The sequence below is a fragment of the Alteromonas sp. KC3 genome (assembly GCF_016756315.1).
Classification (GTDB): Bacteria; Pseudomonadota; Gammaproteobacteria; order Enterobacterales; family Alteromonadaceae; genus Alteromonas.
On record NZ_AP024235.1, the window covers coordinates 1,957,243 to 1,981,230 of the forward strand.

At 45.8% G+C, this 23,988-nt stretch carries 21 protein-coding genes and 3 pseudogenes; 16 read left to right on the top strand and 8 right to left on the bottom strand.

The window, feature by feature from the left end; translation table 11 throughout:
* Positions 1 to 57 precede the first annotated feature (57 nt).
* A pseudogene (gene rne / locus JN178_RS08730) lies at positions 58 to 3,444 on the bottom strand (ribonuclease E).
* Between the two features lie 783 nt (positions 3,445 to 4,227).
* Between rne and rluC the strand changes: the two are divergent.
* Both rluC and JN178_RS08740 read left to right on the top strand, forming a co-directional pair.
* Positions 4,228 to 5,170 (top strand): annotated as a pseudogene (gene rluC, locus JN178_RS08735) (23S rRNA pseudouridine(955/2504/2580) synthase RluC).
* Positions 5,167 to 5,856: pseudogene (locus tag JN178_RS08740) on the top strand (HAD family hydrolase). The pseudogenes rluC and JN178_RS08740 overlap by 4 nt, the downstream one beginning before the upstream one ends.
* Here JN178_RS08740 and JN178_RS20245 read toward each other — a convergent pair.
* Both JN178_RS20245 and JN178_RS20250 read right to left on the bottom strand, forming a co-directional pair.
* Positions 5,853 to 6,149 carry a Maf family protein gene (locus JN178_RS20245; RefSeq protein WP_332460855.1) on the bottom strand — a complete coding sequence of 99 codons (297 nt, stop codon included), beginning with the start codon at positions 6,147 to 6,149 and terminating at the stop codon, positions 5,853 to 5,855. The pseudogene JN178_RS08740 and the gene JN178_RS20245 overlap by 4 nt on opposite strands.
* Positions 6,149 to 6,472, bottom strand: a complete 324-nt coding sequence (locus JN178_RS20250; RefSeq protein ID WP_269752178.1) for a Maf family protein — start codon at positions 6,470 to 6,472, stop codon at positions 6,149 to 6,151. Before JN178_RS20250 ends, JN178_RS20245 begins: the two co-directional genes overlap by 1 nt.
* 166 nt (positions 6,473 to 6,638) lie before the next feature.
* Between JN178_RS20250 and yceD the strand changes: the two genes are divergently transcribed.
* The 14 genes from yceD to JN178_RS08815 all read left to right on the top strand — a co-directional run bounded on the left by yceD (position 6,639) and on the right by JN178_RS08815 (position 17,957).
* Complete coding sequence (yceD, locus tag JN178_RS08750) at positions 6,639 to 7,172, top strand: 23S rRNA accumulation protein YceD (RefSeq protein WP_159625001.1); 534 nt, start codon at positions 6,639 to 6,641, stop codon at positions 7,170 to 7,172.
* Between the two features lie 3 nt (positions 7,173 to 7,175).
* Positions 7,176 to 7,346: a 50S ribosomal protein L32 gene (gene rpmF / locus JN178_RS08755; protein WP_012518206.1), complete on the top strand. Its 171-nt coding sequence runs from the start codon at positions 7,176 to 7,178 to the stop codon at positions 7,344 to 7,346.
* Between the two features lie 45 nt (positions 7,347 to 7,391).
* A complete protein-coding gene (gene plsX / locus JN178_RS08760; RefSeq protein WP_442859756.1) occupies positions 7,392 to 8,387 on the top strand; it encodes a phosphate acyltransferase PlsX in 996 nt (331 codons plus the stop codon).
* A complete protein-coding gene (locus tag JN178_RS08765) occupies positions 8,384 to 9,349 on the top strand; it encodes a beta-ketoacyl-ACP synthase III (protein WP_159624942.1) in 966 nt (321 codons plus the stop codon). Before plsX ends, JN178_RS08765 begins: the two co-directional genes overlap by 4 nt.
* Positions 9,350 to 9,415: 66 nt before the next feature.
* Positions 9,416 to 10,345 (top strand): ACP S-malonyltransferase, encoded by a 930-nt coding sequence (gene fabD / locus JN178_RS08770; protein WP_202265349.1) that lies wholly within the window; start codon positions 9,416 to 9,418, stop codon positions 10,343 to 10,345.
* Between the two features lie 9 nt (positions 10,346 to 10,354).
* On the top strand, positions 10,355 to 11,095 hold the full coding sequence (gene fabG, locus JN178_RS08775; RefSeq protein ID WP_202265351.1) for a 3-oxoacyl-ACP reductase FabG: 741 nt from the start codon (positions 10,355 to 10,357) through the stop codon (positions 11,093 to 11,095).
* A gap of 199 nt (positions 11,096 to 11,294) precedes the next feature.
* Positions 11,295 to 11,534 (top strand): acyl carrier protein, encoded by a 240-nt coding sequence (gene acpP / locus JN178_RS08780; RefSeq protein ID WP_012518211.1) that lies wholly within the window; start codon positions 11,295 to 11,297, stop codon positions 11,532 to 11,534.
* Positions 11,535 to 11,617: 83 nt separating this feature from the next.
* Complete coding sequence (gene fabF / locus JN178_RS08785; RefSeq protein ID WP_159624936.1) at positions 11,618 to 12,856, top strand: beta-ketoacyl-ACP synthase II; 1,239 nt, start codon at positions 11,618 to 11,620, stop codon at positions 12,854 to 12,856.
* A gap of 128 nt (positions 12,857 to 12,984) precedes the next feature.
* Complete coding sequence (pabC, locus tag JN178_RS08790) at positions 12,985 to 13,836, top strand: aminodeoxychorismate lyase (protein ID WP_202265353.1); 852 nt, start codon at positions 12,985 to 12,987, stop codon at positions 13,834 to 13,836.
* A gap of 50 nt (positions 13,837 to 13,886) precedes the next feature.
* Positions 13,887 to 14,906 carry an endolytic transglycosylase MltG gene (gene mltG / locus JN178_RS08795; RefSeq protein WP_202265355.1) on the top strand — a complete coding sequence of 340 codons (1,020 nt, stop codon included), beginning with the start codon at positions 13,887 to 13,889 and terminating at the stop codon, positions 14,904 to 14,906.
* 88 nt (positions 14,907 to 14,994) lie between these two features.
* Positions 14,995 to 15,651: a dTMP kinase gene (gene tmk / locus JN178_RS08800; protein ID WP_202265357.1), complete on the top strand. Its 657-nt coding sequence runs from the start codon at positions 14,995 to 14,997 to the stop codon at positions 15,649 to 15,651.
* Entirely contained in the window at positions 15,651 to 16,532 is an 882-nt protein-coding gene (holB, locus tag JN178_RS08805) for a DNA polymerase III subunit delta' (protein ID WP_202265359.1), read from the top strand. Before tmk ends, holB begins: the two co-directional genes overlap by 1 nt.
* A 62-nt stretch (positions 16,533 to 16,594) precedes the next feature.
* The gene (locus JN178_RS08810) at positions 16,595 to 17,374 is read left to right on the top strand and encodes a TatD family hydrolase (protein WP_202265361.1); all 780 of its coding nucleotides are present in this window, start codon (positions 16,595 to 16,597) and stop codon (positions 17,372 to 17,374) included.
* Positions 17,375 to 17,399: 25 nt separating this feature from the next.
* The gene (locus JN178_RS08815; RefSeq protein ID WP_159624925.1) at positions 17,400 to 17,957 is read left to right on the top strand and encodes a pyridoxamine 5'-phosphate oxidase family protein; all 558 of its coding nucleotides are present in this window, start codon (positions 17,400 to 17,402) and stop codon (positions 17,955 to 17,957) included.
* A gap of 65 nt (positions 17,958 to 18,022) precedes the next feature.
* Here the strand turns inward: JN178_RS08815 and JN178_RS08820 are convergent, their stop codons facing one another.
* The 5 genes from JN178_RS08820 to JN178_RS08840 form a co-directional block, all read right to left on the bottom strand.
* Positions 18,023 to 18,658 carry an SDR family oxidoreductase gene (locus tag JN178_RS08820; RefSeq protein WP_202265363.1) on the bottom strand — a complete coding sequence of 212 codons (636 nt, stop codon included), beginning with the start codon at positions 18,656 to 18,658 and terminating at the stop codon, positions 18,023 to 18,025.
* 202 nt (positions 18,659 to 18,860) lie between these two features.
* Entirely contained in the window at positions 18,861 to 20,681 is a 1,821-nt protein-coding gene (locus JN178_RS08825; RefSeq protein WP_202265365.1) for a M2 family metallopeptidase, read from the bottom strand.
* Positions 20,682 to 21,178: 497 nt separating this feature from the next.
* A complete protein-coding gene (locus JN178_RS08830; protein WP_202265367.1) occupies positions 21,179 to 22,195 on the bottom strand; it encodes an ester cyclase in 1,017 nt (338 codons plus the stop codon).
* Positions 22,196 to 22,206: 11 nt separating this feature from the next.
* Positions 22,207 to 23,211 carry a cupin domain-containing protein gene (locus JN178_RS08835; protein ID WP_202265369.1) on the bottom strand — a complete coding sequence of 335 codons (1,005 nt, stop codon included), beginning with the start codon at positions 23,209 to 23,211 and terminating at the stop codon, positions 22,207 to 22,209.
* A 15-nt stretch (positions 23,212 to 23,226) separates the two neighbouring features.
* Complete coding sequence (locus JN178_RS08840; RefSeq protein WP_202265371.1) at positions 23,227 to 23,967, bottom strand: SDR family NAD(P)-dependent oxidoreductase; 741 nt, start codon at positions 23,965 to 23,967, stop codon at positions 23,227 to 23,229.
* Positions 23,968 to 23,988: the final 21 nt, after the last annotated feature.

Sequence of the window (23,988 nt, forward strand, 5' to 3'; positions counted from 1 at the left end):
AACAAAAAAGCCGCTAAAAAGCGGCTTTTTCAACTGCGGAGTCAATCGCACAAGATATTAAACGCCTTGTGCCTGACTATCATCAACTGCATCAGCTTCACTTTCAACAACGGCAGAGGCCGATGCTGCGTCATCAACGCTCTGTGGGAGTGTTGTAGGCGCAGACGCTCTTGCTGAAACATGTGTCATTGCTGCTGCCTTGCCCGAAACGGCAAGGGCAGGGCGTGAGTCGTCTGCTTTTGCTGTTAATGCAACGTCAGTAAATACGTCGTTAACTGCAGTTGGCAGCGCCATAGGATGCGAAGCACCGCGCTTGCCTTTACCACTTGCGGCTAAACTATTGTTAACCGCTCTAACTGGCGCTGTTTCAGCGACTGGCGCTTGCTCAGTACTCACTTCAGAAGTCGACGCTTCGGCAAGGTTAATCTCAACTTGCTTAGGCGTTTGTGCTTCTTCAATCACTGGCGCAGTGGCAGCCGTGTCTTTTGCAGGCGCTTCCTCTGCGTTGTCAGTAGCTGTGTCAGACGCGTGCGTATCTTCTTTATCTGAAGATGGCTGTTCAGACGCTGACGGCTGTTTAGGCGCTGAAGGCTCTGCATCCGCTGAAGGCTCTTCACCCGCTGAGGGCTCTGTACCCGCTGAAGGCTCTGTAACTGATGGCTCATCGGCTAATGGCGCTTCAAATTGAAGTTCGTCTTGAACAGCTTCAACCTTTGTTTTGGCCTCTTCGCGTTTCGCGTCTTCAGTGACAGGTTGTGCATCTGCAGGTTCAAGCTTACCAGGCTCTTGTGCTTGAGTTTCTTCAACTGTCACCGCTTGAGCTTCCTTCTGCTCGTCAGCTACGCTCGTTGGTTCAACAGGGGCAGGTGCTTGCGATTCAAGCTTTCCGGGCTGCTTTGCTTGCGTTTCAGCTTCATCAACCGAAGGCGCGCTATCAACTGAACCTTCGTCAGTCTGCTGTGCTTCTTTTTGCGGCGTTGGCCAGCTGCACGAACATGACGAGGAGAGCGTCTTGAACGTCCACGTCCTTCACGCTTTTGCGCTGTGTCTTCACCCGCTGCGTCTTTCGACTCGGCATTATCTACAGCTTGCTTTTCTTCAACAGTGTCAACTGGTGCATTAGCAACATCAGATTTTTGTGCTGCTTCAACCGGTTTTTCAGTAACGTCTTCGTTACTTTGCTGGTTATTTTGCTGACTGTGCGTATCTGCAGGCTTTTCAGCTTTAGCTGGTCTGTCTTGCTTTGGCTTAGACTGCTTTGGTTTGCTTTCAGCTGGTGCAACTTGTTGTGTCGATTCTTCTGCTACTGCTTGTTGCGTGGCTAGATTTTCGTTGGCAGTTTGGCCATTCTCATCTTTTTTTCACACGAACGCTGCGGCGTTTGTCACGACGTTTTCTTCGCTCGGCCACCTCACGCTTCTTCTGCGCTTGGTTTTCTTGCTGCTCACCGTCTGGCTTGTCCTGTTTAGGCTTCTGCTGGTCGTCTCTTTGTTGCTGAGGTTTACGTTGCTGCTTACGGCCTTTGTTGTTGCGCTTGTCGTCTTGATCTGAACGCTGTTCATTGCGCGACTTGCGATTGTCTTGTTGCTCACCATCTTTACTTTGTTGAGATTGGTTGTTGCGACGATTGTTCTTATTGCGCGGTTTACGGCGGCGGTCGTCATTGTTGCGGTTTCGCGATTGCTTACCTTTGTTTCCAGACTGTTGCTTTTTATCTTTGTTCGATTCTTGCTCTTCTTCGCTGCCAAACAGATCGCTGATCCATTTGCCAATGCGTGCAAATAGTGATGGCACGTCGTCTGACTTAGCGGCAACAGGAGTGTCTTTAGGTGCAACTACTGGCGCTGCTGTTGGCGCAACCAAACCTTTAAGTGCTGGTTCTTCGCGTTTTACAGGTGCCGATGTCGTGGTTTCTGTTTCTGCTTCAACTGCAGGCATTAATTCCACTTCATAGCTGGCATCAGATACAACGTCATCTGGGCGACGGCGCAACACTTGATAATGTGGGGTCTCTAGGTTTGCATTAGGGATAAGCAACAGATTAACACCGTGGCGTTTTTCTAGTAGCTGTATCGATTTACGCTTTTCATTAAGTAGGTAAGTCGCAACAGGTACAGGCAACTGTGCTTCAATCTGTCCTGTATTTTCTTTAATGCTTTCTTCTTCAAGAATACGCAATATTGACAGTGCCAATGACTCTGTACCGCGAATAGTGCCGTGGCCAGAACAGCGTGGACATACGTGATGTGCTGATTCACCAAGCGACGGACGCAAACGCTGACGTGACATCTCAAGAAGACCAAAGCGAGAAATTCGGCCTAATTGCACTCGTGCTCGGTCGCTGCGCACAGCGTCTTTCATGCGATTTTCTACTTCGCGCTGGTGGCGAACAGGGGTCATGTCGATGAAATCAATAACGACGAGGCCGCCTAAGTCGCGTAAACGCAATTGACGCGCAATTTCGTCTGCTGCTTCTAAGTTGGTATTAAGCGCCGTTTCTTCAATATCGCCGCCTTTTGTTGCTCGTGCAGAGTTGATATCGATAGACGTTAATGCTTCTGTCGGGTCGATAACAATTGAGCCACCTGAAGGCAAGCGAACTTCGCGTTGGAACGCTGACTCAATTTGGCTTTCAATTTGATAATGACTAAACAGAGGTACTTCGCCACGGTACAATTTTACGCGGTTGGCAAAATCAGGGCGGACCAATTGAATGTGCTGAAGAGCCTGTTCATAAATGCTCGTTTTATCGATAAGGATCTCGCCGATATCGCGACGCAGATAATCACGGATAGCACGAACAATAACATTACTTTCCCGGTGAATTAGAAACGGCGCTTCGCGTTCTTGGGCAACTTCTGAGATGGCTTCCCAGTGCTTTAATAGTACTTTTAAATCCCACTCTAATTCTTCGTAAGACTTACCTACACCTGCAGTTCGAACAATGAGTCCCATTCCGTCAGGCAGGTCAAGTTTGCTTAGTGATTCCTTAAGTTCAGTACGCTCATCACCTTCAATTCGACGTGAAATACCGCCAGCACGAGGATTGTTTGGCATCAATACAAGGTAGCTGCCTGCTAGCGATAGAAACGTTGTTAGCGCTGCGCCTTTTTGACCGCGCTCTTCTTTGTCGATCTGAATGATAACTTCCGGCCTTCTTTAATCACATCTTTGATGTTTGGACGGCCTTCGAATTTATAACCTTTAGGGAAGTAAGTGCGGGCAATTTCTTTAAGGGGTAGGAAAACCGTGACGCTCAGCGCCGTAGTCAACGAAAGCAGCTTCTAGGCTGGGCTCTACGCGGGTAATTTTACCTTTATAGATGTTTGCTTTCTTTTGTTCGTGTCCCGGACTTTCAATATCTAAATCGTACAACCGCTGCCCATCTACGAGGGCAACACGCAACTCTTCTTGCTGAGTTGCATTGATCAACATTCTTTTCATTGTATCTAACTCTGTTTTTAGTACAGCCGTTAAGACACAAAATTAAAGTGACATGTGCAAACCCTCACCGCGCAACCTCACGGCTGGACGGGGACCTTGTTGTAACGTCGCATTATCCCCGGTGGGTGACTTAACGTTGTCTAATAACGCTTTTTCAAAACCTTCGCAAAGAGGTGCAAGCCTAATGCATGCACGTAACCGAGGTGTAGTCACACTGCTTTAAGGATGTCGGGAGCGACTGGCCCTTATTACTCAATTCTTTGTTACAAGCGAAGTTAATGCATTCGCTTGTTTGTCATTTAATTCTGTTAGCTAAACGGCAAACTTATTTTATGTTCGCAAGCAATGGCTCCGCTTTATCTACGGCAGTGTAGTCGTTGCCTCTCTAGCTGGGTCGGTATGAAAATTATTTTTCATTGCTGATGCCACCGACACGCAAACCATGCTTTTTCGTTTACAAGTTAAAACAACACACAGTATTTTCGAGTGTTGTTGCTTCGGTCTTGTTAGTGTTTTTAACGTAGGGTTTCACACAGTGGGCTATTTGGTTTTGTACCTTTTCTCAGCCGTTGTCATTATGCGAAGTTATCCATGTAAAAACGTCGGTGATTATCGCACCAAAATGCCGTTTTTAGCAAGGATAGCATGTGAAAAATCAAGGTTATTTGGTTTTATATACAACAAAATACATCGCTTGCTTAAAAAAGAGGCGATAAGAACAAATTTAAGCAAAATCAAACTTTCCAGTATGTCGACGGTTGCGCATTGGGGTATAATGTCGCCATGAAAGATGAAGCACCTCAAAAGTTCGTTTTGTAACGATAGAAGCCGACCTCGCCGGTCAACGTATCGACAACTTCTTGCGCACGCAACTAAAAGGCGTCCCAAAGAGCATGATTTACAGAATCTTGCGTAAGGGAGAAGCGCGTGAATAAAGGGCGAGTAAAGCCAGAATATAAGTTGCAGGCTGACGATGTAATCAGAATTCCGCCAGTTAGGGTATCGGAAGGTGCGCCCGCACCGTCTCCAAAGCTAGATAAAATAGCCTCTCTTGAGTCGCACATACTGTTTGAAGATGACCGTATTTTGGTTATCAATAAGCCTTCTGGCATGGCAGTTCATGGTGGCAGCGGATTAAGCTTTGGTCTAATTGAAGGATTGCGTGCACTGCGTCCAGATGCCAAATTCATGGAGTTAGTCCATCGACTTGACCGCGATACATCAGGTTGCATTTTAATTGCTAAAAACGATCTGCACTTCGTCATATGCACGAGCAATTGCGCACAGGTAAAATGGATAAACGCTACAATGCTTTAGTTGCAGGGCAGTGGCCTAGCAATCGATTTAAAGTTAAAGCACCGCTTCGCAAAAATATATTACAGTCGGGCGAACGTATGGTTAGCGTGAGTGACGATGGTAAACCGTCTGAAACCCGCTATCGCATATTGGAAGAATATGCTGGAGCAACGCTTGTTGAAGCGTCGCCTATTACCGGGCGCACTCACCAAATACGCGTCCACTGTTTACACGCCGGACATCCTATTGCGTGTGATTCAAAATACGGTGATAACGAGTTCGATGCGGCTATGCGACAAAAAGGCTCAACAGACTTTTCCTACACGCACGCAGTATTTCACTACTTCATCCTGCAACTGAGGAGCGAGTAACGTTTTCTGCACCCCTTGATGACGTCCTTAGCGCTACATTAAAAACGCTAGAAGCATGAAGACAGACAAAATAAATAAAACAAGGGCCGAGCAGCGTATCCCGCGTTATAAGTTGGTTATCTTTGATTGGGATGGCACCTTGATGGACTCGGCAGATAAAATTGTCAACTGCATGCAGTTTGCAGCTAAGCAGTGTGACATGCCCATTCCAACGTATGAAGAGGTAGGGCATATCATCGGAATTAGTTTAAAACCTGCAATTATGCAGCTTTTTGCTATTAGTGACGAAGCCTTAGCCGAGCGATTGGTTCAGGCGTACAAAGATGCGTTTGTTGCACAAGACACTAATCCTTGCCCTTTGTTTGAAGGTGTAGTTCACATGCTTGAGCGCCTTAAAGCCGCAGGCTGCACGCTTGCTGTTGCGACAGGTAAAGCAAGACGAGGGCTTGATAGGGCATGGGCTCAAACTGAAACCGGTGTTTTTCAGCGGCTCTCGCACTGCAGATGATGCCACATCTAAGCCGTCCCCGATATGCTGTTACAGTTATTAGATGAGTTGGGTTTTTCGTCTGATGAAGCGGTGATGATTGGAGACACTACCTACGACATGCAAATGGCTAAAGCCATTGGTATGGACAGAATAGGGGTGTCTTACGGGGTTCACGCGCAAGTTCACTTAGAAGCCCTTGCGCCGGTTGCGTTAGTGCATTCGGTAAAAGAGTTGGAACACGCGCTGCTAGGTTAACGCGCTGCCATTGCCAATAGGTCTACGTCAAAATGAGTCGCTAATAAATCATTAAGCAACATGACTGGTAAACCTATAAGACTGTTGGGATCACGGCTTTCAATCTGCTCAAAGAGTAAAACGCCCATACCTTCGCTTTTAAAGCTTCCTGCACAATCTAGCGGTCTTTCTTTTTCTACATAGGCTCGCAGCGCATCTTCAGTGTTGTGTCTGAACACAACTTTTGTTTTTTCAACCTCGGTAACGGTTGTATTGGTCGCTGCACGGTGTAAACAAATAGCGGTGTGAAAAATTACGGTTTACCTCTGCAAAGAAGAAGCTGGTCTACAGCGTTTTCGATAGAGAGGGGTTTACCAAGTAACCTAGGGCCCGAGGGTGATTCAACTAAGGCAACTTGGTCACTACCGATAATAATGCTCTCATTAAATGTGCCACTATGCAGTTGCGCCACTTTTTCTGCTTTCTGTTGTGCTAAACGTAAGCTTAGTGCTGTGGCTGTCTCGTTAGGAAGCGGTGATTCATCGATTTCAGGAGAGCAGGTGTCTACCTGTATACCGATATTGGCGAGTAGCATTTTGCGATACTGTGACGATGAAGCGAGAACAAGGTGAGTCACTGAATTTCCTTTATGTGGTAACATCTTGATGTAGCGGAATCTTGTACATGGTTTACGAAGTTATAATGTTACTTTATAACGGTAGTTGATTTATAGTGGTTTATTCCTCGTTAATTCACAATTTTGCTTTGACACAAAGGGGTTGACCCTATATCATGCGCGCCCTATGCAGAAAGTGAAACTCCCTCATTCGGTTGAACCGATTAAAAGTGCCATGAAACGTTCCGATTATCGGGGCGTGATTGCGTCTAAAGATATGGAACGATTGAGCGAGGCAGTTGTCCGATGCAATGACTATGTGGACGCAGAAGTACAGTTCGAAAAAGACGCGCAGGGTCTTACTGTCTTTCACGGTCACTTAGCTACGCAGGTAACACTTATCTGTCAAAGGTGTAATGGTGAACTCGATTATCCCGTGGAAGCGGAATTCTGTTTTACTCCAGTGCAGGGAGACGAACAGGAAGACGATGACATCATTCCCGAGGCTTACGAGCCGGTAGAGGTCAACGACCATGGAGAAGTTAATCTGCTTCAAATTTTTGAAGACGAGCTACTATTATCATTGCCAATTGTGCCCCTTCATGCAGAGTCGGAGTGTACAGTGAAGCAAGACGATATGTCGTTTGGAAAGATTGAACCGGAACAAGAGCGACAAAACCCTTTCGCGGTTTTGAAAGAACTTAAGCGAGACCAGGAGTAAGTTATGGCAGTACAACAAAATCGTAAAACGCGTTCTAAGCGCGGTATGCGTCGCTCACACGATGCATTGACAGGCGCGACTTTGTCTGTCGATTCAACGTCGGGCGAAACTCACCGTCGTCACCACGTGACCGCTGACGGTTATTACAAAGGCAAGAAAGTAATCGGCGCGTAATACGGCGACTACATTTTGTCTACACTAACCATCGCGTTAGATATCATGGGGGGCGATCATGGTCCCCCTGTTATCCTTCCCGCAGCCGTAAAGGCTATCCAACTTCATCCCAACGTGAATTTTACGTTATGTGGCGATGAAAACATTATTCATGCAGGCATTCAAAGTTTAACCGACGCTGAGCGTAGTCGCGTTACTGTCAAGCATTGTTCTCAAGTTGTTGAAATGGGCGAGGCGCCAACCTCAGCATTAAGACACAAAAAAGATTCCTCCATGCGTCGTGTTATCGAGCTTGTCGAAAGCGGCGAAGCTGATGCATGTGTAAGCGCAGGAAATACAGGTGCGTTATTAACCCTTTCCTTTTATTTGCTCAAGACCTTATCGGGTATAGATAGGCCAGCGCTTATCAATATGATGCCAACGACTGGGCACCATAATGTTTTTTTACTCGACCTTGGTGCCAACGTTAACTGTACGCCCGAAATTTTGTTTCAGTATGGCGTTATGGGTTCTGTGTTGGCGCAAGAAGTGGCTGGAATAGCATCTCCCCGCGTAGCATTACTCAACGTCGGCGAAGAGGATATAAAAGGTAACGCACAAGTAAAATCCGCCGACCAACTATTTAAAGATGCCCCAGGAATTAACTACATTGGCTATGTTGAAGGTGACGACATTTTCACCGATCACGCTGATGTAGTGGTGACTGATGGCTTCACGGGCAACGTAGCGCTTAAGTCGAGTGAAGGCTTAGCTAAGCTTGTGATAAATGAAGTAAAACGCCAATCACAGAAGAATTTCTATACGCGTTTGCTTGCAAAAATTGCTTTCCCATTACTGAAATCTATCTATAACAGTGTGAACCCCGACCAGTATAACGGTGCGAGTCTGATAGGATTGCGCGGCATTGTTATCAAGAGTCATGGAAATGCACAAAAAGACGCCTTTTATTATGCCATTGTACAAGCAATGAAAGAGGCCAAGATGCATTTACCTGAAAAGATAAAAACAAAGATAGAAACGGTATTGTTGGAGCAGCTTTGAGCAAATATTCACGCTTTATAGGAACAGGTAGCTATTATCCCAGCGAAGTGCGTACAAACGCAGATTTAGAATTAATGGTAGACACCAGTGACGAATGGATCACTGATCGCACGGGCATAAAAGAGCGACGTATTATTGGAGCAGATGAAACCGCTGCTACCATGGGAGCAGAGGCCAGTAAAAAAGCCATTGAAATGGCTGGCATCGACCCTAAATCTATCGACATGATTGTGTGCGCGACCACTAGCGGTCGATATGCGCTTCCCAGCACAGCATGTGAGATTCAACGAATTCTCGATATAGACGGCATTCCCGCCTTCGACGTAGCAGCTGCGTGTGCGGGATATTGCTATGCATTGAGCGTTGCCGACCAGTATATTAAATCGGGAATGGCTAAACGCATTCTTGTAGTGGGCACTGATTGCTTGAGTCGCCTTATAAATCCTGAAGACAGAACCATGGTTATTTTATTTGGTGACGCGGCAGGGGCAACCATTATTGAAGCCAGTGACGAGCCAGGTATCTTATCTACCCACATTAACGCATCGGGATCTCATGGCGATTTGCTGTATGTGGGTAATCCAACGCGTGGTGATGAGCAATCTGTGCACGAAAACTGGGGAGTTATGCGTGGCAATGAAGTATTCAAAGTTGCCGTGACTAAGCTTTCAGAAGTGGTGGAACAGACACTGGCCGCAAACGGTATGGAAAAATCTGATCTTGACTGGTTGGTACCACACCAAGCAAACTTTAGAATTATTAAAGCTACAGCGAAAAAGCTGAATATGTCGCTTGACCAAGTAGTGCTTACCTTAGAGCAATACGGTAATACGTCAGCGGCCACCGTGCCTACTGCATTAGATACGGCTATTCGCGATGGACGCATCCAGCGCGGGCAGCATTTATTACTAGAAGCATTTGGTGGTGGTTTTGCATGGGCTTCAGCGCTTGTTCGCTATTAAGTCCTGCTAATATCGCACTTTTTTAGTGTTTTCTCGTTTCTAGTAAAAAAATAATAAGGAATCGACATGACAAAAACAGCCTGTGTATTTCCCGGGCAGGGCTCGCAAAGTGTGGGCATGCTAAAAGAACTGGCAGAAACCTCTCCAATTGTAGAAGCGACGTTCAAAGAAGCGTCAGACGCATTGGGCTATGACCTGTGGGATTTGGTTCAAAACGACGCAGATGGCAAGTTGAATGAAACGCACGTTACACAACCGGCATTGTTAACAGCCAGTGTTGCGATTTGGCGTGTTATACGCGAACAAGGCTTGGCTGTAGATTATCTTGCTGGACATAGTTTGGGCGAGTACTCAGCATTAGTTTGTGGCGGCGCGATGGATTTTGCTGACGCTGTTAAACTAGTAGAAGCGCGCGGTAAGTATATGCAGGAAGCGGTGCCAGCAGGCGCGGGAGCTATGTACGCCATCATTGGCCTTGAAGACGCTGCCATTGCGGATATTTGTCAGCAAACGGCTATCGCAACAGGCGACGTTGTTGCGCCAGTGAATTTTAACTCTCCTGGCCAAGTGGTTATAGCGGGTGAGAAAAACGCGGCAGAGCAAGCGGCCAACGCATGTAAAGAAGCCGGTGCGAAGCGCGCATTGCCACTAGCGGTGAGCGTACCTTCGCATTGTGAACTTATGCGCCCTGCTGCCGATAAGTTAGAAGATGCGCTATCTTCTTTAAACATTCACGAACCTGCAATCAACATCGTGAATAATGTTGATGTAACGATTGAAACGCAAGGCGATGCAATTAAAAATGCACTTGTTCGTCAATTGTACTGCCCAGTTCAATGGACACGCACAGTAGAATATCTGGCAGCAGCAGGGGTAGAGCGCATTATTGAAGTCGGTCCGGGTAAAGTACTAACAGGCCTCAATAAACGCATCAATAAGAGCCTTGATTCTCTTTCAGTTAATACACCTGAGGGTGTGGAAGCATTAAAACAATAAGGAATTGCAATGAGTCAATTAGACGGAAAAATTGCTCTTGTCACAGGTGCTAGCCGTGGTATCGGTAAAGCGATTGCGACGCAACTTGCGCAGCAAGGTGCAACAGTGATTGGAACGGCAACTAGCGACAGTGGTGCTGACGCTATTTCTGGCTACCTTGGTGAATTCGGCGGTAAGGGGCTTGCACTCAACGTGACTGATAAAGACAGTGTTGATGCGGCTATCAAAGCGATAAGTGAAGCTCACGGTGGTATCGACATTTTAGTCAATAATGCCGGTATCACGCGCGATAATCTGTTAATGCGCATGAAAGATGCAGAGTGGCAAGACATTATTGATACCAATTTGACCTCAATATTTACCCTGTTAAAAGCAGTGCTACGCGGTATGATGAAAAAGCGCTTTGGGCGAATTGTTAACATCGGTTCGGTAGTAGGTAGTGCAGGTAATGCGGGTCAAGCTAACTATGCTGCAGCGAAAGCTGGCGTTATTGGTTTTTCAAAATCTATGGCGCGTGAGGTGGCTTCTCGTGGTATTACTATCAATGTAGTAGCACCTGGTTTTATCGACACAGACATGACAAAAGCATTGAGTGACGACCAAAAAGAAGCCATTTTTAAAGATATTCCGGCGAACCGTTTAGGTGAACCTGATGAAATTGCCGCCACTGTTGCTTTTTTAGTGAGCGACGGTGCTGCCTATATTACAGGCGAAACTATCCATGTAAATGGTGGAATGTATATGGGGTAAATTCGCAAAAATTGCGAATTTTCCTTAGTTTGGGGTGGTATTTACCCGAACTTGGATGTAAAAATAGTATTTTACGAATTTGGAATGTCGCTGGTTTGACCAGAAAATTAGTTTAATCTGGTGCTTGCAAGGGCTGACCTTGCAAAATAAACTAGCGGCAACTTTATTATCTAGTGACGTTTAAGGGAAACCTAGAATTATGAGTAACATTGAAGAACGCGTTAAGAAAATCATCGTTGAACAACTTGGCGTGAAAGAAGAAGAAGTAAAAGCAGAAGCTTCATTCGTTGACGATTTAGGCGCTGATTCACTTGACACAGTTGAACTGGTAATGGCTTTAGAAGAAGAATTCGATACAGAAATTCCTGATGAAGAAGCTGAGAAAATCACTACCGTTCAATCAGCTATTGATTACATCAACGCGAACAAAGACGCTTAAGTCTTAAGTAGCGAAAAAGCGGCTCTACTCTAGAGCCGTTTTTGTATCTCCTACCTTTTTTAGTTCCAAAGCGAGGACTTTTTGTGACAAAACGTCGCGTAGTGGTTACTGGTCTTGGAATGCTTTCACCATTAGGTCTGAATAGCGAAGACACATGGCGCAAATTGCTAGCAGGCGAGAGCGGCATCGGTGAAATCACCCATTTTGATTGCAGTAATTATTCAACCCGTTTTGCAGGTCAGATCAACGATTTTGACCCGCAGGAATATATTGAAAAGAAAGAAACGAAAAAGATGGACCGTTTTATCCAGCTTGGCATTGCCGCGGGTAAACAGGCTCTTGTCGATTCTGGCTTATCTATTTCAGCAGACAATGCGCATCGCGTAGGTGTGGCGATCGGTTCAGGAATCGGTGGTTTAGAACAAATCGAACAAAACCACATCAAGTTGCTAAATAGCGGCCCTAAGCGTGTTTCTCCTTTCTTTGTACCTTCAACTATCACGAACATGATTTCAGGGTTCTTGTCTATCATGGAAGGGTTGAAAGGACCGAATATAAACGTTGTGACTGCCTGTACAACAGGTGTTCATAATATTGGTATTGCCGCAAGAACAATTGCTTACGGCGATGCAGACGCCATGCTGGCAGGCGGTGCAGAAGCGTCAATTACGCCGCTTGGTATGGCTGGCTTTGCCGCAGCACGCGCATTGTCGTCACGTAATGACAACCCGCAAGCAGCAAGCCGTCCGTGGGACAAAGACCGTGACGGTTTTGTGATGGGCGAGGGCGCTGGTGTCGTAATGCTTGAAGAGTACGAATCAGCGAAAGCGCGTGGTGCTACCATTTACGCTGAACTTGTTGGTTTCGGGATGAGTGGTGATGCATACCACATGACGTCTCCGCCAGAAGATGGTGAAGGCGCGGCGGCTTCCATGCAAAACGCGATTAACGATGCTAACGTAAACGCCAATGAAATTGGTTACGTTAATGCCCATGGTACTTCAACACCTGCCGGTGATATTGCTGAAGTAGCAGCGGTGAAGCGCGTGTTTAACGACCACGCCTATAATCTGTTAGTCAGCTCTACTAAATCGATGACAGGTCACTTGCTTGGTGCTGCAGGTTCAGTTGAAGCTATTTTCACTATTTTGGCACTGCGTGACAAAATGGCACCGCCGACCATCAATTTAGATGAGCCGGGTGAAGGTTGTGACTTAGACTTTGTTGCCAATAAGGCAAAAGCGTTTACGTCGGACTACGCGCTGTGTAATTCATTTGGATTTGGCGGGACAAACGGCTCACTGATATTCAAACGAATTTAACTAACAAACATGTGATTTAGTTAAAAATCGATTAGAAAGGCAGCAATATAGCTGCCTTTCTTGTTTGACTACAACAACTTGGTATACTCATCATATATTATATGCCCATGAGTCATACTGAGTACGCAGTGCAAATTATCACCGACGATACACCCATACAGCCTAGCGACAGGGCTTTTAATTATGGCGATGGGGTATTTACTACCTTATGTATTGAAAACAGCAAGCCGCAATTACTCTCTTTTCATATCAATCGGCTTATCTACGATGCGAGTGCTATTGGTATAACACTCGATGAAACAGTGCTTGAACAGGCGATAGTTGATTTTGCAACAAAGCAAGTCCCCAACAATGTATCGACACAATCTAAGCGCACCAAGCTAGTGCTCAAAGTGCATGTTTCAGCCGGTATCGGTGGGCGAGGCTACGCGAGAGATGATGAAAGTGTGCCGCAAGTGCGCTTTTCTATCCATCCATACCCTGTCCATTATGCAGCGTTAGCCGAACAAGGAATGGCTCTTATTTGTGCAGAGACCGCGCTAGCCATACAACCCATATTGGCCGGTGTGAAGCATATGAATAGACTAGAACAAGTCTTAATAAAGCGAGAAATTAAAGCATCGGGTGCCGATGATGCCATTGTGTGTGATACACAAGATCACGTTGTTGAAAGCAGTATCGGTAACGTTTTCTTTTACGCGAACAGTACTTGGTATACGCCATCGCTCAAAGGAAGTGGTGTAAATGGTGTAGTAAGGCAGTGCTTAATTCAGGCATTACTCAACGACAATCAAGCGTTAAATGTGGGTGAATATGCCCTGAGCGATCTAGGGAAAGCCGAGTGTGTCGTAGTGACAAACGCATTAATGGGGGTTATGCCCGTTAATGCTATTACCTTTCCCGACGCGAGCATTGTGCGGTATCAGGTTGATAGCCAGCCTCAACAGGAGCTTGCTCGACACCTACGTAAACATTTATAGGTGAAACCCGTGTCAGCACTTTTACTATCTAACACTAGGAATGTTAAAGCATGAAGCGAGTGGTAATTATCTGTCTTTCAATAGTCTTGTTGGCCGCTGTTTGCTTGTCTGCAAGCGTGCTTTATATTTCGGGTAAGGTAAATGCGCCACTGACAATTGGTCAAGATACGTTGTTCACCCTTGAAAAGGGGAGCAATGCCTATCGCACTTTGAAGCAACTTAGAAATCAGGGTGCAACAGACGTAACGCCACTGGTAGGTAAAGTGTGGCTTAAGTTTTTTGCTAGCGACACGTCGGTAAAGTCTGGAACCTATATGATAAGTCCAGGGCAGTCTTTAGTTGATGTATTCAATATTTTCACGCGGGGTGATGAATTCCTGTTTGCAGTAAGCTTAGTAGAAGGACTCACGCTGTCTCAATGGGTAGAAACATTAAGTGGGCACGCAGAATTAATTTTCGATATTGATGACACCACCTTGGCAGCTACAGTAAACCAAACCAAGACCCAATGGTGTTGTAATGACGTTGAACATAACGAAGGGTTATATCTTGCAGATACTTATTTTTTTACACAAGGCACAAAAGCGAGTGAAATTCTTAGCCGAGCACATCGCGCCCTTATTGATTATATCGATAAGGCCTGGCAAACGAGAGCCCTAGATTTACCGTTGGAAGATCCTTATCAAGCGCTTATTTTGGCCAGTATTATTGAAAAGGAAACCGCAGTGCCCGAAGAGCGTGATCTTATAGCAGGCGTTTTTGTCAATCGGCTTAATAGCAATATGCGTTTACAAACTGATCCGACGGTTATCTACGGAATCGGCCCTACTTTCGATGGTAACATTACACGCAAACATTTGCGCACACCAACACCTTATAACACTTACGTAATCAAGGGCCTACCACCCACTCCTATAGCAATGGCAGGCAAAGCGGCGATACACGCAGCACTTCAGCCTAAACCGACTGATGCGCTATATTTTGTCGCAAAAGGCGATGGCAGCCATCAATTTTCGACAACACTGGAAGCACATAACGCTGCTGTGCGAAAATACCAGCTTAAACGCTAATAGGTGATGCCCTTTTAAGCAATTCGGGCAATAGCATGTAGGGCAATAGCCACCTCATGTCCCGTAACAAGAGATAAAGAAAGACGATATGCGCGGAAAATTTATAGTAGTAGAAGGCCTTGAAGGTGCGGGTAAAAGTTCGGTTATTGGCCTTATAGTAAACGCGCTTAACGATCATGGTGTAGTTGTTGAGCAAACCAGAGAGCCTGGCGGTACACCAATGGCTGAAGCCATTAGAGAGTGTGTAAAGCATGATTGGGAAGAAAATGTTGCCGAGGAAACTGAACTACTATTAATGTATGCGGCACGTGTACAACTTTTAAAAAATAAAATTTTACCTGCTTTAGAGAAAGGCAGTTGGGTAGTGGGCGATCGCCACGACTTATCTTCTCAAGCTTATCAAGGCGGAGGTAGGTGCGTAAGTGAGAATACGATGAGTGCGATAAGTGCTATTGCACTGAACGGATTCAAACCCGACTTGACCATTTATCTGGATGTAGAACCTAGTGAAGGTTTAGCTCGTGCTCGTGGACGTGGCGAACTAGATCGTATCGAGCAGGCTGGCCTTGCATTTTTCGAGCGCACCCGTGAACGCTACCTAGCATTGGCAGAACAAGATAATGCAATACATGTCGTTAGCGCTATGCAGCCTATGAATGACGTTCATAGAGATGTTTTAGATGTGGTTGAGCACTATATCCAAGAGCAATCTCACAGTAAATCTTCAACGCCGTGTAACAACTAATGCTCAACTGGTTTTCTGATTTATACACATCCCTTATCTCGCGTTATCATGCGAGAAAGCTCCATCATGGATTACTGTTTACTGGTGCAAAAGGTATTGGAAAATACCACTTGGCCGAACAATTGAGTTTTACACTGTTATGTAAGCAGCCCTCAATATCTGGCCCTTGTGGAACATGTCAAAGCTGTCACTTGCGCTCAGCCGGCAATCACCCTGATTTCCATATTCTTGAGAGCGAAAAACAGCTTGGTGTTGATAAGATAAGAGAAGGGATCGCAAAGTTATCGGGAACGGCGCAAATGGGCGGGAATAAAGTACTCCTTATACCGCAAGCCGATACCATGACTGAAGCAGCGGCTAATGCATTGTTGAAAACGCTCGAAGAGCCCACAAATAACACATACTTGGTGCTGATAACGCACAGTGTGAATAAGCTTATGCCTACGATTTTAAGTCGTTGTGAAAAGCACGTATTGCCATTGCCTACGGTGCAGCAAAGTTTGAACTACTTAAACGAGCAGGGCGTACAAAATGTGGATGAAGCGCTGCTTGCGGCATACGGAAATGCACCTTTGCGTCTAGAAGCGGCTTTGGGCACAGAGGATGATTTTAATTATCGCGTATACACCGATGGCATGCAGGCATTGTTAGCTGGCGACCCCAAAATGCAGCCACAAATACTTGCCAATAAATGGCAAGATCATGCAATTCAGGTTGCACACTGGTGTCAATTGCAGGCGCATCAGTCATACGTGAAACATCAGCATCCCCAAAACTATGCGCGCTATAGCGCGTGTGTAGAAGCGGTAAAAACGCTTCAGCATCCAGGGGTGAACAAGTCGATGGTGTTATTTGGTTTATTAAAACAATTTCAACGGTAATGCTCATACTTTGCCTGTGCAAAAATTATGTAGCGTTACTTAATAATTTATAAAGGTGTAGTTTGTTTGTAGATTCTCACTGTCACTTAGACAGATTGAAGCAAGGTCCAGAAGCGTTAGCTGAAACCCTCAACTTTGCACGAACCAGAGGTGTGGAGCACTTTTTATGCGTTTGTGTATCGGTTAATGATTATGAAACCATGCTTGATACCGTAAAAGCGTTTGACGATGTATCGGTGTCTTGTGGCGTTCACCCACTGCATCAGGATGATGCCTGTAGTTACGAAGTTCTACTTGAAAAGGCGCAGCGCGATGAGGTGGTAGCGATAGGCGAGACGGGCTTAGACTATTTTTATAGCCCCGAAAGCAAATCGGTCCAGCTTACGTCTTTTGTTGATCATATCAAAGTGGCGAATGAAACGAATAAGCCGCTGATTATCCATACCCGAGATGCGCGAGAAGACACGATTAATTTGCTTCGCGAACATAAAGCACCGCACACCAAAGGGGTTTTGCATTGCTTTACTGAATCACTAGAAATGGCACAAGCTGCAATGGAGCTTGGGTTTTATATTTCGATATCAGGCATTGTGACGTTTAATTCTGCTGATGAATTACGTGACGTTGTAAAGGCTATTCCACTTGATCGCTTACTGATTGAAACTGATTCACCTTGGCTTGCACCGGTACCTCATAGAGGTAAGCAAAATCAACCAGGTTATGTGGTTGAAGTTGCAGAATTTATTGCTGATCTAAAAGGAGTAACGGTCAAAGAGTTAGCAACGATTACGACGCAAAATTTTTATGAATTGTTCTCTTTGGCACGTAAGCAATCAGCTTAACGTTTGAAGGTAAGGAGAGAAGCGTATGCCACGATGGCGACAGGGACTGACAAAGAGTCTGCATCAATCGCGCAGCATGCCTGAAAGTCGTTATTTTCAGCTTGCTTCTGTAGATGAAGCGGGAATGCCATTTTGCCGCACAGTTGTGTATCGTGGATTAACTGATAACAACCAATTGATGGTAATTTCGGATACCCGCTCAGAAAAATATCAGCAACTCAGTGATAACCCTAAAGCCCAAGTGTGCTGGTATTTTTCTAAGACACGTGAGCAATACAGGTTCTCAACGCTATCAAAAGTGATCACGCTTGAAGATGACACAACGCTTGTCACTGCGCAGTGGCATAAACTGTCTGATGCTGGAAAGAAACAATTCCTATGGGGCGAGCCGGGTAGTGTTCGCAATGATGAGCGTGCACTTACGATAAACGGTCACTTTGAAGATGTACCAACGCACTTTTGCGTAATTTTATTGGCTATTTACGAGGTGGACTATTTAAATTTAAGGGGCAACCCTCAGTATCGTGAACGACATCACCTTGATGAAAACGGTAATTGGTCGAGCCAGTCGCTTATCCCTTAAAAAAGCCCCTATATGGGGGCTTTCGTAATTCTAATTGCAAGATTTTGATTACAAGCAACAATCCATCACTCTAGTACTTGTGCAATCGGCGTATCGCCTTTAAATAGGTGTGTGATAAGATTTTCGTTGCTCGCACGAGAAACACTTTCAACAATAGCTGTCGCTACGTCTTCTCTTGCTATTACAGCATCACTTTTATTCGTTGGCATGTCTGTGCGAACTAAGTGTGTACCCGGCTCATTGAGCAAGGTTCCCGGACGCAGAATAACATGCGACAAACCACTATTGATAAGATGTTCATCAGCCATATGCTTAGCCACGAGATAGGGCTTGATAGCAGAATCAACAGCATCGGGATCACCTGCACCAATGGAGCTCACCATGACAAATTTCGATACGTTAGCTGCTTTGGCATAGTTTACTGCATTACGAGCAGCCCATAGGTCAATCATCAAGGTCTTGTCAGCGCCAGTGTTTCCTCCAGAGCCTGCTGTAAATACAACAACGTCGACGCCCTCAAAATGCGCTGAAAAGTCTTTCTCTAAATCTTGTTCAACAACGGTTAAGCTATCGCTTTGAATGTCCGATAGTTTGTCAGGACTGCGCACTGGCGCAAAAACGCGATGTCCTGCTTCAAGCAACTTTCCGGTTGCTTGTTTACCAATTTGGCCTGATGCGCCAATCACGAGAACGGTAGCCATAAAATAAACCTCCTTGCATGTCGCGTTTAATAAACTCAATGATTTATAGTCAGCTCAGAGATATGCGATCACTTGTTGCGCTGAAATACATAGTGGGTCGTTAGAAAGCAATTTACGAAAATAGTGTAAAGACAGCACCAATAAAAAAGCCTCGCAGGTGCGAGGCTTTGACATAAGTTATCAACAATTTAGCAAATAACGCTTACCAACCACATTGGCGCGTAGCGTTTTGCTCATCTAGCCACGTTTTCAATGGGGCGAAGTATGCTGCAATAGTGCTCGCATCCATCTCTGGCGAGCCCGTCAATGTCTCTAGGGCATTCTGCCAAGGCTGACTCATACCCATTTCAAGCATCTTATTCAACGCTTGCCCTGCTTCTTCGCTACCGTAAATTGAACAGCGGTTAAGCGGGCCTTCATCGCCAGCAATATCACATAACGCTTTATGGAATTGGAACTGTAGAATGTGCGCTAAGAAATAACGTGTGTAGGGGACGTTCGCCGGAACGTGGTACTTTGCACCAGGGTCGAACGCATCTTCGCCGCGTGCGACTGGCGCCATTACACCCTGGTATTTTTCACGAAGTTCCCACCACAAGTCATTGTATTGCTCGGGCGCTACTTCGCCAGACATTACTTTCCAACGCCACTGATCTACCATTAGACCAAATGGAATGAAGGCAATCTTGTCTAACGCAACTTGCATCAACATGCCGATATCATTAGATGCATCAGGAATTTCATCAATTAAGCCAATTTGCTTTAGGTACTTCGGCGTAATTGAAAGGGCAATAGTGTCACCAATCGCTTCATGGAAGCCGTCATTTGCTGAACCGCGATATAAAAGCGGCTGGTTTTTATAGGCACGTTGATAATAGTTGTGACCCAATTCGTGATGAATGACGTTAAACTCTTCGCCTGTTTTTTGGATGCACATTTTGATACGCAGATCATCTTTGTCATCCAAATCCCATGCAGAAGCGTGACATTGAACGTCTCTACCTTCTGGCTTCTGGAACATTGAGCGTTCCCAGAAGGTTTCTGGTAACTCTTCAAAGCCTAACGACGAGAAAAACGACTCTGCTTGCTTGACCATGCTAAGCTCATCGTAACCTTGTGCATTTAGTGCCGCAGTGACGTCTGGTACCGTCATTTCCTGCTGCGGTTTAACGATATCGTATACGTTACCCCATGTTTGCGCCCACATGTTGCCGAGTAAGTGCGCAGGTATAGGTTTATCTTGAGGTACAACGTCTTCACCATAATGCTCGCCAAGTTTTGCACGTACGTGACAGTGAAGCGACTCGTAGAATGGTTCAACCTGAGACCAAAGGCGATCAAGTTCCTTTGGAAAATCATCCGCTGGCATGTCGTATTTACCACGCCACAGTTCACTGACATTAGCAAACCCCAGTTCAGCAGCCCCTTCGTTGGCAATTTTAACTTGCTCTGCATAAAGCGGCGCCATGGGCTTAGACACATCGCGCCAGCCTTTCCAATATTCTAACAGCAGATCTGCATCGCGAACGCTAGCCATTTCACCGCTCATTTCCACGAGACTTTTGCAAACACCTTCTTCGTTGCAATATTCGCCAGAGCCATACATGGCACTAAGCTCTGACCCAATTTTCGCCAAGCGCTCAGCTTTTTGTGGATCTGAAGGCGGTGGCATGGTTAGACCATTTTTTAGCAGGTCCAACTGACGGCGGGTGTCAGCATCAACGTCGACGTCATTAAACTTTGCAGCTTCTTTAGCTAATGTGGCCACTTTTGTTGAAAGAACTTCGTTGAAATAGGCGCTAACAGCAGCGGTATCATAGTTAATGTTGGTCGCATAACTCCACTCTGCGTGTGCAGCGGGAACCTGCATTTTTTCGATATCGCTTTGTGCTTGAGCTAGAAATGCTTTTGCGTCTGCGGCGCTTAAGCTTGGCGTTGTGGTTGTTTGTGTTGTGCTTTCGCCACAACCAAACAATGACACGCTAACTAAAGCGGCCAGCAACGTGCGTTTGTGCTTGATCATTGTCTGTCCTTAATTATTGTGATTTTGCTGTGATTTACAAAGACATGCGAAACCATTGTGAAACGCCACCGATGATTTGTAAAACAAAATTAGCATACGCACCGTGTATTTGGTGTATTGCTGTACAAAAACTTACAAAATTAAGCGGTATCAGTGCCTTGGTTTTAGACCTAAACGCCATAGTTGTGACTACAATAACGTTGTTTAACGCGCTATAGGTTTACACGAAACTCATTGACACACTATGATGCCAATTCATGACAATGACGCCATTGCTAGCAACCCACTCGCATACCTATAAACTCCATGGCTATAAATGAGTAAAAGCGCGAGATATTGGTGGAAATATTCTTGTTATGAGGCAATGCTTACACAGAAGAATAGAGTAAACTTTTTACTGGCTGACGCCTTGTTAAACAGGCTTTCTTTATTTCTGCACCAAGATAAAAGCCCCACAGATGACATATCTCTGTGGGGAAATATATCTCTAACGGGAGTTATCGATACTTGTTACGGGTCAACTGTTTAACTCGGGCGAATACATCAACACCAAGTTGGCGGTAAACGTGAAGTAAGTCTATTAGCACCCAGTTCTCGCGTATCGTGCCGTTCTCATTGCGCCAAAAATCTAAGCTGCGCATGGTGATAGACTTATCGTTTGGCACGATACCAAGCCAGCCATCGCCTGAAATGGTCATGCTCATGCCAGGCCAGCCAGTGAACCCCACATAATTGTTTTCGGAGAACAAATGGCCGTTTGCGGGGTCCCCCACGCGGTTAGGCATTCCGTTTAAAAACGCTTCCTGATGGGTATTGCGAAAGCCTTGAATACCGCGTCCGGTACCAATACCAGATGGGCCATACCAGTTTGATTTAGGATGCCAGTATTTGCCTAGATTCATGGCAGCAACACCGCCTTCGGCGAATTTTCCTAAACTATTTAGCATATCAACTACAAGCTGATGGCTCTGTGCGGTAAGCGACTTGTCTTCTTCAAACAAGTGTATTCCGTCTTGGGTTGTTGGCCCCGGCACATGCCACTCGGTACCTAAGCTTGGACTAAACGGCCAGCACTTTGCCTGCATCATGACTTCAGGCAAGTCCCAAATGGCTTGAACTTCCACTATGGTGTCGCCTTCAAAACGATAGAACTCATGAAAGCGCATATGAATTTGATCGCCAGTCGCAGGGATGTCTAACCAAGGCTTTTCAAGGCGCCCAGTGTAGTAACCACAGCAACCTAACCAGCGCAATTGTTTGTCGTCCTCGCCAACCATAATTATGGTATCGCGGCGCTCAAGATCGGGGACAGACTCCAGCAGTGGCGCATACACCTTATCTAGCATTTCGCGGTGGCCTGTCATGTCATCAAAAGGCACACAAAACTTAATGGCGGCATCCTGTGAAAAAAGGGTATCGCCCAGCGTTTTTAGCTTTTCGAGGTCAAAGTCGTACTGTGCTTCTCGAAAAGGAAGAAACGCTTTTTTCAGTGCTATATTTGAAAAAGTAGACATCGCATTTGCCTCTAATCAATAAATTCTGGTGCTTTGGCTGTGTCACCACGTCGGGTCACATAAATTAATGCTTCCTCATCACCTTGCTGGACAAAACTGCGGGCTGCGCCAATAGGTGTGGTAAATGTATCGCCTTTATTAAGAGTGAGCGCTTCGCCGTCGACAAGCATTTTGATGCAGCCGTCTTGCACATATACTACTTCTTCCTCGAAGCGTTTGTGCGTAGTAATAAGAGCACCCGGCTTGAATTTAAGGGCGCGAACGCAGAATCCATGAGACCAGTTTAGCTTTGTTTCACCAAGCTTTTCATCGGCACTTGTAGGGCCGATAAGCGGCGCTTCTAGAACTTCTGTTCCTTGGGTTAATGCCGTATTGTTGCTAAACGGAAAATCAGCTAAACGCACCACGCACTGCTCTAACGCTTCATCATCAATTACGCGGTGTTGCGCTATTTGTTCTGCCGATGTTTTTGGCATAGGCGCAACGCCTTCAGGAATTTTTTGTCCCAGAGTAGTATCAATTAAACCACCGTTTTCGAGCAAGACAAGCCCGTAGTCGCTGGCCATATCAAAAACTTGAGGAGCCCAAAGTACACGACCTGGATCGTCTTGTCCCAATACTGCGTAAAGGTATCCCGTGCCGTCGCCTACATTTTCAAAACCGCGAAACAAATCCATAGGAATAGAAATAATGTCGCCTTCTTCCATACGCACTACGGCATCGTTGCCTTCAACGCCAGTAGTAAAGTGCCAGCTACCTTGAGACACAACAAATACCTCTTCGGTTAGGTGGCTATGCTGCGAGTTAAGGCAGCCGGGAGGCTGACGAGCTCCGCCAATATTAAAGCCGTGCGGAATAGCAATGTGAACATGCTGGTCAGGGTTTTCGGCGACACCTGGGCCAATTATGGTGAAGTTCTCTTTTTGATCACTGCCTGGCGAGCGCGTATCGATAAACGCGTTGCGGCATGGGATTAATTCTTCATAGCGGACTAAACGCTCGGATAATACTGACACAGTGATACCTCGTATTTAATGGGCGGTCCAACCGCCATCGACTTTAAGACAACTACCCGTGGTGGTCATAGACAATTCACTAAGTAGAAATATGCACGCGTTAGCAACGTCTTCGACGCCGCCTAAACGTTGTAAGGGAATGTTGTTCATCACCATTTCAGCAAACGCTGGTTCTTGAAGCATCGGCTCAGTCATTGGTGTTTTAATAAATGTTGGCGCTACGCTATTGACGCGAATATTATTCGGCGCCAGTTCCACAGCCATGGCTTTCGTTAAGCCTTCAATTGCGTGTTTGCTTAAGCAATAAAGCGTGCGGCCAGGAGAGCCCACAAAGCCCATTTGTGATGACATGTGAACAATGGATGGAGCCTGACTTTTAATCATTGGCGTAATAGCGGCCTGCGCAACTTTGTATGCTGAGCGAATATTCAAACTCAAAATATCGTCAATATTCTCATCGCTCTGTTCTTGCATCGGCGCAACGCGGTTCGTTCCGGCGTTATTGATTAACCCATGGAGGAGGGGAAGTGCTTGGATCTTCTCATAAAGCGCCTTATCTTGAACATCTCCCACCCAAAAGCTTAGCCTTTCTGAACTCTCGTTCTTAAGCGCCACAAGGTCACTTTCGGTACGCGCCACAGCAATAACATTTGCACCACATGCGTCAGCCAATAAAGCACACGCTTTACCAATGCCTTTACCCGCACCTGTAACCAAAATTGTCTTGCCTTTTAATAGGTCATGAGAGAAAGCCACATGTCACCTCAAAAATAATAA

What these genes read in the sequence shown, in the direction of transcription:
- JN178_RS08820 (WP_202265363.1), bottom strand. Translation starts at nt 18,658, where the DNA reads ATGGCTACCGTTCTCGTGATTGGCGCATCAGGCCAAATTGGTAAACAA.
- holB (WP_202265359.1), top strand. Translation starts at nt 15,651, where the DNA reads ATGCTCAACTGGTTTTCTGATTTATACACATCCCTTATCTCGCGTTAT.
- fabD (WP_202265349.1), top strand. Translation starts at nt 9,416, where the DNA reads ATGACAAAAACAGCCTGTGTATTTCCCGGGCAGGGCTCGCAAAGTGTG.
- mltG (WP_202265355.1), top strand. Translation starts at nt 13,887, where the DNA reads ATGAAGCGAGTGGTAATTATCTGTCTTTCAATAGTCTTGTTGGCCGCT.
- yceD (WP_159625001.1), top strand. Translation starts at nt 6,639, where the DNA reads ATGCAGAAAGTGAAACTCCCTCATTCGGTTGAACCGATTAAAAGTGCC.
- fabG (WP_202265351.1), top strand. Translation starts at nt 10,355, where the DNA reads ATGAGTCAATTAGACGGAAAAATTGCTCTTGTCACAGGTGCTAGCCGT.
- JN178_RS08815 (WP_159624925.1), top strand. Translation starts at nt 17,400, where the DNA reads ATGCCACGATGGCGACAGGGACTGACAAAGAGTCTGCATCAATCGCGC.
- tmk (WP_202265357.1), top strand. Translation starts at nt 14,995, where the DNA reads ATGCGCGGAAAATTTATAGTAGTAGAAGGCCTTGAAGGTGCGGGTAAA.
- plsX (WP_442859756.1), top strand. Translation starts at nt 7,392, where the DNA reads ATGGGGGGCGATCATGGTCCCCCTGTTATCCTTCCCGCAGCCGTAAAG.
- acpP (WP_012518211.1), top strand. Translation starts at nt 11,295, where the DNA reads ATGAGTAACATTGAAGAACGCGTTAAGAAAATCATCGTTGAACAACTT.
- JN178_RS08825 (WP_202265365.1), bottom strand. Translation starts at nt 20,681, where the DNA reads ATGATCAAGCACAAACGCACGTTGCTGGCCGCTTTAGTTAGCGTGTCA.
- JN178_RS08830 (WP_202265367.1), bottom strand. Translation starts at nt 22,195, where the DNA reads ATGTCTACTTTTTCAAATATAGCACTGAAAAAAGCGTTTCTTCCTTTT.
- rpmF (WP_012518206.1), top strand. Translation starts at nt 7,176, where the DNA reads ATGGCAGTACAACAAAATCGTAAAACGCGTTCTAAGCGCGGTATGCGT.